The organism is Symbiopectobacterium sp. (genome assembly GCF_051710365.1).
Lineage (GTDB): Bacteria > Pseudomonadota > Gammaproteobacteria > Enterobacterales > Enterobacteriaceae > Symbiopectobacterium.
Window position 1 is genome coordinate 1 of the sequence record NZ_JBPETA010000142.1, and the last position, 7,978, is coordinate 7,978.

The 7,978-nt window shown below is 51.3% G+C and carries 6 protein-coding genes and 2 pseudogenes; 3 read left to right on the top strand and 5 right to left on the bottom strand.

All coding sequences use genetic code 11. The annotated features are described in order from the left end of the window. Positions 1-121 precede the first annotated feature (121 nt). Positions 122-634, top strand: a pseudogene (locus ACTBDZ_RS12650) (pirin family protein); the annotation flags it as partial. A gap of 43 nt (positions 635-677) precedes the next feature. Here ACTBDZ_RS12650 and ACTBDZ_RS12655 read toward each other — a convergent pair. Both ACTBDZ_RS12655 and ACTBDZ_RS12660 read right to left on the bottom strand, forming a co-directional pair. Further along, positions 678-1,265 carry a carbapenem self-resistance protein CarG family protein gene (locus ACTBDZ_RS12655; protein ID WP_438815577.1) on the bottom strand — a complete coding sequence of 196 codons (588 nt, stop codon included), beginning with the start codon at positions 1,263-1,265 and terminating at the stop codon, positions 678-680. 55 nt (positions 1,266-1,320) lie between these two features. Then, positions 1,321-1,914: a YhgN family NAAT transporter gene (locus ACTBDZ_RS12660; protein ID WP_438815578.1), complete on the bottom strand. Its 594-nt coding sequence runs from the start codon at positions 1,912-1,914 to the stop codon at positions 1,321-1,323. Positions 1,915-2,270: 356 nt separating this feature from the next. Between ACTBDZ_RS12660 and asd the strand changes: the two genes are divergently transcribed. After that, a complete protein-coding gene (asd, locus tag ACTBDZ_RS12665; protein ID WP_438815579.1) occupies positions 2,271-3,374 on the top strand; it encodes an aspartate-semialdehyde dehydrogenase in 1,104 nt (367 codons plus the stop codon). A 103-nt stretch (positions 3,375-3,477) separates the two neighbouring features. On the opposite strand, the gene ACTBDZ_RS12670 is transcribed toward asd, so the two are convergent. After that, on the bottom strand, positions 3,478-4,968 hold the full coding sequence (locus tag ACTBDZ_RS12670; RefSeq protein ID WP_438815580.1) for a nucleotidyltransferase domain-containing protein: 1,491 nt from the start codon (positions 4,966-4,968) through the stop codon (positions 3,478-3,480). A 266-nt stretch (positions 4,969-5,234) separates the two neighbouring features. Further along, on the bottom strand, positions 5,235-6,884 hold the full coding sequence (locus ACTBDZ_RS12675) for a thiamine pyrophosphate-binding protein (protein ID WP_438815581.1): 1,650 nt from the start codon (positions 6,882-6,884) through the stop codon (positions 5,235-5,237). A 493-nt stretch (positions 6,885-7,377) separates the two neighbouring features. On the opposite strand from ACTBDZ_RS12675, the gene nikR reads away from it, so the two are divergent. Further along, positions 7,378-7,776: a nickel-responsive transcriptional regulator NikR gene (gene nikR, locus ACTBDZ_RS12680; RefSeq protein WP_438815582.1), complete on the top strand. Its 399-nt coding sequence runs from the start codon at positions 7,378-7,380 to the stop codon at positions 7,774-7,776. Between the two features lie 132 nt (positions 7,777-7,908). Here the strand turns inward: nikR and ACTBDZ_RS12685 are convergent. Next, positions 7,909-7,978, bottom strand: a pseudogene (locus tag ACTBDZ_RS12685) (surface-adhesin E family protein); the annotation flags it as partial.

A 7,978-nucleotide genomic window follows, 5' to 3' on the forward strand; every position in this document is an offset into this window, starting at 1 on the left:
GGTTACGGATGGTAACGTGGGGAGTACTCATGCTGATTGGTCTGCAAAAAGCAGTAATAAATTCAGAACTTCAGAATACCGTCAAGTCCCGAAAAAAGAAAAATCAGGTGCGGAATGACGGATGGAAATCCTGACCTATGTGCTGTCCGGCACGGTGGAACATCAGGACAGCATGGGAAACAAGGAGCAGATTCCGGCGGGTGAATTTCAGATCATGAGCGCGGGCACCGGGATCCGCCATTCGGAATACAATGCCAGTCAGGATGAGCTGCTGCATTTGTATCAGATCTGGATCATTCCGGAAAAAGCAGGTATCACGCCGCGTTATGAGCAACGACGCTTTGACGCACCGCAGGGCCGTCAGCTGGTGTTGTCACCGGATGCACGTGAGGGGTCGCTGAAGGTGTATCAGGATATGACGCTGTCGCGTTGGGCGCTGAAAGCGCAAGAGCAGTCGGTATATCAGGTACCGGCAGGCCGTCGCGTGTGGATTTAGGTGGTACGGGGCGAGGTGGAAATCAACGGTCAGGCAGCAGGCGAAAGCGATGCGCTGGCAATATGGGACGAAGAAACCCTCTCGATACATGCCGCGCAACAGAGTGAAATCTTGCTGTTCGATCTGCCGTCGGTATAACCAATAACGGTGCGTACCCGTGACGCACCGTTTTTTGCTTTTCTCAGGGAACCTCTGCGGGAAGCAGCGTGCAGAGTGCCGCACTGTCGGTCAACACCGTATCGACATCTTCATAGGATTGCGTGGTGACGACACTTTTCTCTTCATGCCAAGTATAGAGTGGCACGCAGGGATCGTCGAGGCTTTCCTGCAACACGTATCGTTGCAGTTTAACCGGTTGCGCATCGGTTAAATCCTCTCCCACCTTCTCTGCGGTGATTAAACGCACCCCTTGCGGATAGCGCACCAGTTGAACATCGAAAATCTTCTGCCGCGATGCGGCAATACGATAATCAAACCAGATAAACGCATCGCTGTTGGGGATGGGGACGAGTGAATAACCGTCCGGGGTTTTGATGTAAAAGCTCAAGCCTCGGTTAGGGTGTGAGGTGTTGTTTTCGAAGGTGGCAAGCACCGCGAAATCCTCCGAGGTCGGGTGTGCCAGCGCCAGATTATTCACACCCGGTTGCAGCGGCACCAGACTCAAACCCGTGGGGCTCGAACCCGCTGCACTCTGACAGGCGGCTATCGTCGTACCGCTGTAAAACAGCAGGGCGGCGGGGGTGCGCCGAGTGTTGGTAAGCAAAAACATAGCGGTGATTATCCCTTTCATGCCCACGCTGGGCGAAAACCGGTCAGTAACCGTCTCATTTCATCAGGTAAGTGCGGATGCCATCGAGGAACATCTGGGTGGAAAGCATGAACAGAATCAACCCCATCAGTCGCTCCAGCGCGGCAGCGCCTTTATCACCCAGCAAGCGCAAAAAGAGATCGGACATCAGCAGGATGATAAATGAAATCCCCCAGGCGATGCAGAGTGCGAGCGTTAAATGCGGCAACTGATCCGGATATTGATGCGATAACAGCATCAGCGCGGCCAGAATAGACGGTCCGGCGACCAGTGGGATTGCCATCGGCACCAGAAAGGGTTCTTCCCCTGCGGGCAACCCGCTGCTGTTGCTTTCCTGCGACGGGAATATCATGCGGATAGCGATTAAAAACAGCACAATGCCGCCCGAAATCGATACGGTTTCAGTACGCAGATTGAGAAACGCCAGAATACGTTCGCCCGCAAACAGAAAAATCAGCATCAGCCCAAGGGCGATCACCATCTCACGAATCAGCACCACCCGTCGGCGTTTCGGGTCCAGATGTTTTAGTACCGACATAAAAATGGGCAAATTGCCCAACGGATCCATAATTAACAGCAACAGAATGGTTGCTGAGATCATTTCGCTCATGGTGGTGGTGGACTCCTGTTATCCCTTTAATGATGGCACCGCATTAGCCTCATTGCTGAAAAAGCCGGTGTCATCGAATAAATTCACTTGCGACTTCTGGTACATTTTGTAAGGTTGATAGTCATCACTTTATGTAATATTTGCTGAGTTTGGTGATAAACCGATTTTTATTACCCCTCGCTCTGCCGTCATGATAGTCCTGCCGCCACGGTTTGCGCGCGTTTGCGTGTGGTAAACCTATTGTTCCGCAAGACGTTCATCTGACGAGAATAGGGTAACAGAGTGTGTGTCGGCCGTCAGTACTGCCTGTGTGGCAGTCCAAATTCTTTGTGTCATCCCAAGGCAGGATTGTTACCATGAAAAATGTTGGTTTTATCGGCTGGCGCGGTATGGTGGGTTCCGTTCTGATGCAGCGTATGCAGGAAGAGCGTGATTTTGACCTGATTCGTCCGGTGTTCTTTTCCACGTCACAACACGGTCAGGCTGCTCCGGTGCTGGGTGGACAGCAGGGTACGTTGCAAGATGCCTACAATCTGGATGCACTGCGCGCGCTGGATATCATCATCACCTGCCAGGGCGGTGATTACACCAATGAGGTTTACCCGAAGCTGCGTGAAAGCGGCTGGCAGGGGTATTGGATCGATGCAGCCTCCTCGCTGCGTATGCGCGATGACGCCATCATCATCCTCGATCCGGTCAACCATGCTGTGATCAAACAGGGCCTGGACAACGGCATTAAAACTTTCGTTGGCGGCAACTGTACCGTCAGCCTGATGCTGATGTCGCTGGGTGGCCTGTTTGCGCACGATCTGGTGGAATGGGCCTCTGTGGCGACCTATCAGGCGGCATCCGGCGGCGGTGCGCGCCATATGCGCGAATTGCTGGTCCAAATGGGTCTGTTGCACAATGATGTGGCGAAAGAGTTGCAGGACCCTGCCTCCGCCATTCTGGATATCGAGCGCAAAGTCACCGCGCTGACGCGCAGCGGCACGCTGCCGACCGACAATTTCGGTGTGCCGTTGGCGGGCAGCTTGATCCCGTGGATCGACAAACAGCTGGATAATGGCCAGAGCCGCGAAGAGTGGAAAGGTCAGGCAGAAACCAACAAAATTCTCGGCACACAGTCCGTAATCCCGGTGGATGGTTTGTGCGTCCGCATCGGGGCACTGCGCTGCCATAGCCAGGCGTTTACGCTGAAACTGAAGAAAGATGTTCCGGTGTCTGAAATCGAACAACTGCTGGCAACCCATAACGATTGGGTGAAAGTGGTACCAAATGATCGCGAGATCTCCATGCGTGAATTGACGCCTGCTGCGGTAACCGGCACGCTTTCCACACCTGTAGGGCGTCTGCGTAAACTGAACATGGGGCCGCAGTACCTCTCCGCCTTTACAGTGGGTGACCAACTGTTGTGGGGCGCGGCAGAACCGTTGCGCCGTATGCTGCGCATCCTGCTGTAGTCCTCTCTGGATTGAATGCCCCGCGCTGTGCGGGGCATGTTCTCTCTCACTTCCTGCCGTTGCTTTCTTTGTTCTACTGTCGCTTGCCATGCGCTCAACCTTTTTAGCGGCATGCAGCATCACTACCGTTAACCTTTTCAGTGACGTTTTTCTTGAGCATGTTTTCGATGCGTTGGGCAAAGGTATTTAGTGCAAGCCACTGTCGCGTGAGCGCCTGGCGATTTCCTGCCATGAGCTGTATGCGCAGCGCCTCTTCTTCTTGCGTCAGCCGGGAGGCATGTTCAAGCAAGGAGGAGGCGAAGCCACAGTCGGAAAAATAAGCGATCGCCTCGTTCCGGTTAGCGGGGTAATGGAGGCTTTGCCATTGCTGCAAGGGGCGAAGACAGCCGTGATCGGTCAGCTTTACCATCAGGCTTAACTGGTAATGTGCGCGCTGACCATAGCATCCGCTCACCAGATAGCCGCGTGCGACCTGGCGGATGGTATAGAGATTATTCAAAATGGCGTTCACGTTGTCTGACGGGCCGCCGGTCTGTGCAAAACAGAAGGGGCCAGCGAGGTGGCGCGTGCCGTTGAGCAAGCCATGGCGGCGAAATGTGGGGTATTGTCGGATATTGTTGAGGCTATAGACGGAGAGCGAGAGTTTTTCGAAGCGGTGCTGGATGCGTCGAACCTGCTCCAACGTGGGATAGTCGACACTGTCGAACACTGCCATAAGGTCAATATCCGAATCCGGTCTCATATCGCCGTGTGCTGCGCTGCCATAGAGATAAAGCGATAGCAGACGGTCACCGAAGGCGGCGTGGAGTGCATCGACTATCGGTGCCGTCATGGCGTTAATCGTTGCGGGCGCGGTTTCAGCGCGTTGGGCGATCACGCGCTGTGTGTCTGGGTAGCCGGCGGCAATGTGTTGGGCATAGCACTCTACGATGGCGCTCAGTCGTGCGGCGGCGGCGCGAAAGGTATTCGCGTTTTCCAACAGTGAGCGTTCAAAGGGCTGCCAATGGTTGTTGGTATAGGTTAACCAGCGTAGGTCTTCTTTATTCATTCCCGCGACTGACAGCGGGCTATGGTGACGCGTTTCCAACTGCCCTAGCAATTTGCTGAGCCCCTGCTCTGCATAGCGCATTGCCCAGCCCAATTGACGCACGCCCCAGGCATGTGTCTTTGCGGGTAAATCATGCAAATAATAGAGACGAGCAATATGGGTTGTGGCGAAAGTCGCCTGCCGCAATGCATCCGGGTAATCGGGCTCGCATGCGGAGAGTGCGCGTTCTGTCGATGCGTTACGGTAGGGCCAGGGACAAGTGTGGAACGGCCAGCGACCATGAGCAGGATAGTCAGCCAATTCTCTTTCTGTAAGGTAATTCAGTGACAGTTCGGGAAACTCAGCGTGCAGATACTGTGCTGCAAATGCCATTTTTTCTCCACCGTCTTCGTGCACGATCAAATAATAATGGCCGACAGCACGTGATGAATAATCAGGCTGTCGTAAAAAGGCATCTGTCTCTGCAATGCCAGACAGGTTATCGCCAAACAGATATTTGGCAGTGGTGCAAAAATGCTGTGTACGGGCATCTGTTTTTTGATTCATGATGGCTATAGATCCATGTGTTTTATGTTATTGACTAAAAAGAGGCGTCCAGTATTTACCTCAACGATGTTTTTCATTCTCGGTAAATACATGCTCAACCCTGTTTTCAATTTCGCGTTTCAATAATAATTGATGTCAGAACGTTCTGATGGTTTGCTGCGTATTTCAGAAAAAATGGTTTTTATGGTAATTAGCTTGAATTGTTGAGTGTCATTTTTTTATAAAATAAGTGGATGTGTTCTTCAGTGATGACAATCAATGGCTGTTCATGCGATGTGCTGTAAAAAGTTGTAATCATATTTTACGGGTATCTCTATTAAATGGGGCTGGTGTGTCTGGAATGCTTTTTCGAGCGCATCAGGAAAATCAGCGATATCTAAAATTTTTGTCGCTGATACACCATTGGCGTTAGCCAGCAGGGTGAAATCGACCGGGCCGAATTCGGTCAGATGACGTTGTGGTTCAGAGCTATTGCGATTCTGGTAATACTTGATAAGGCCAAACGCGGAATCCGACAGAACAACGATAACCACCGGTAGCGAATACCGGACAAGGGTTTCCAGTTCCTGACTGGTGGCGTGAAATCCGCCGTCGCCGCAAAAGGCAATAACGCGCGTTTCGGGATGGCATATCTGTGCCGCCATTGCTGCGGGAAGCGCAAAGCCGAAACTGCCACAGACGTTGGAACATAAAAAGTGGTTTGAGCGGTACGTGGTGGCCAGCAGTCCGGCATACTGTTTGTGCAGCCCAACGTCGCTACAGAATATACCGTCACGCCCCAGCGCAGTACTCACGGCAGCCACAATGCGTGGAATATCGGTGATGGTGTCAGGCTGCGCTGCGGGCTGGCGCTTGTCAAAAAAACACTTCAATCGCTGGTGAGTCGCCAGCCATTCTTGCTGGGGCAATGCGTGGTGGGCAAGTTGGTCAAGGCTGCGTGTGATATTGCCCAGGCAGAGAATATCGGGCTGGAAAATATCCCCCATGGGGACATCTACGCTGTTTATCACCAGTGTGGGTTTATCGTTACCCCACAATGCCGGTTTCAAATCCTCACCGAAATCGTAGCCGATCAAAATCATCAAATCGACGCCTTCAAACAACGAGTGCAGCACGGAAGTGCGGTATACGCTATCCAGATATTTGTTGGCGGCAGTGAGAAACTGCGGGTGATCGTCGGGTACAGCACCTTTGGCCGCAAGGGAGCAGATAATTGGCGCATTGATCTGTTGGGCGAAGCGGCACACGCTCGCCTGTGTGTTGTCGCGGATAACCTGATTACCAATGACAATCATCGGGTGCGTTGCATTAGTAATGCACTGGGCAGCGCGGATAATATCGGCGCGCGCAGGCTTGATTCTCTTCCTCCGGATGAGTGGCTGCACGGCTTGCAAGATGTCCAGTGCCTCCCTATCCGGCACCTCGGTTTTCAGCAGATCCAGCGGGATACTGAGATAAGCGGGGCCGGGTAAGCCATCCAGCGTGCGCTGCAACGCGGTCTGGACGTGAGAAACCAACTCTTCCGCCTTTTCGAGTTGCAGGCTGGATTTAGTGATGCTTGCCATCAATCCGACGTTATCAATACATTGGTGCGTCAGGTTAAACCTGATCTGTGGGCGTGGAATTTGCGCGGAGCAGGCGAGCATGGGCGAGCGGTCTAACATGGCGGAACACACGCCCGTAGCCATATTGGTTAACCCAGGGCCAAACGTGGCCCAACACATATGGGGCATTCCGGTGAGCCGTCCCGCGACGTCTGCCATAATGCTTGCCGCAAATTCATGTCTCGTTAAATAAAAACGAATACCAAATGCTTTATCAAAGCTTATCGCTTCCGCTTCACCGCCAATGATGCCGAAACATTTTTTTAAACCCATGCTGGAAATCGCCTTAAGAAAAAGTTCATCAAATTGCATGTTCAACTCCTGTCCGTGAGGTTCGGTCAATAATTACGGTCCTGGATGTGTTAAATATATGAAATAACCCTGTGGAATGATTTTTTTATCAGATGCTGTTTTTTTATCTTTTTATTTATGAAAGCCACAGGTTGTTATCTCTGTGAATGGCAGTAAGTAAAAGCGCAACGCTTGATGATACGGAGTATAAAGCTTTTACATCAATGGAAAATAAACGTCAGGTGAAAATAAAATAATCGATGGCAACGGCAGGATGGGGTTTAAGTCTTATTATTACTTCGATTGTCACTACACTGATTTACATAATTGATTGATTTTATACATTAAATATATTCGATGTGGTGATGTTATTCAATGGATGTGTATGTTCAACGAATATGAAATTCGCACTTTTATCTTTGCAACTGAAGAAGAAAGATATCACTTAAGTCAACATCCTATTATAATGCTTTCATTATTAGTCTCAAAATGGGTTTTTCGAAACGAGAGCAATATGCAACGACTGACCATCTCTATGGATGACGAACTGGCACAGGACTTTGATGAGCTGATGCGTCGCAAAGGGTATGCCAACCGCTCTGAGGCGTTTCGCGATATGTTGCGGCGTAAGCTCGGTGAAATGACCCTGGAACAGGATAAACAAGGCCGGTGCGTGGCGATATTGAGCTACATTTACGATCATCATGAACGTCAGCTTTCCAGTCGCCTGGCGGAGATGCAACACGATCACCACGGGTTGACCGTGTCAACCATGCACGCTCACCTCAGCCATGATGAATGTGTGGAAACCTTGATTCTGCGCGGCACCACGGCCCAGGTAGAAGTGTTTGCCGAATCGGTGATGGCGCAAACGGGCGTGAGACACGGCCGACTCAACCTGATACCGTGCTGATATTCAACCGCTAAAATGGGCAGGAATTAAGCAAGATCAAGGAAGTATGATTTTTTTATAAAACTTCATACTTCGTGGGGCTTTGTTGAATAAATCAGAACTTGTAACGACTGTGCCCCATCGGGTCGATTGTTACGTGATGCGAATACTGTTCGGCATTCCTAATAGCGTGATCCGGTTAAGCGCTTTGACCATCGCCATG

Excerpts from the sequence above, each read along its gene's own strand:
- ACTBDZ_RS12655 (WP_438815577.1), bottom strand. The coding sequence starts at position 1,265 with ATGTTTTTGCTTACCAACACTCGGCGCACCCCCGCCGCCCTGCTGTTT.
- ACTBDZ_RS12660 (WP_438815578.1), bottom strand. The coding sequence starts at position 1,914 with ATGAGCGAAATGATCTCAGCAACCATTCTGTTGCTGTTAATTATGGAT.
- asd (WP_438815579.1), top strand. The coding sequence starts at position 2,271 with ATGAAAAATGTTGGTTTTATCGGCTGGCGCGGTATGGTGGGTTCCGTT.
- ACTBDZ_RS12670 (WP_438815580.1), bottom strand. The coding sequence starts at position 4,968 with ATGAATCAAAAAACAGATGCCCGTACACAGCATTTTTGCACCACTGCC.
- ACTBDZ_RS12675 (WP_438815581.1), bottom strand. The coding sequence starts at position 6,884 with ATGCAATTTGATGAACTTTTTCTTAAGGCGATTTCCAGCATGGGTTTA.
- nikR (WP_438815582.1), top strand. The coding sequence starts at position 7,378 with ATGCAACGACTGACCATCTCTATGGATGACGAACTGGCACAGGACTTT.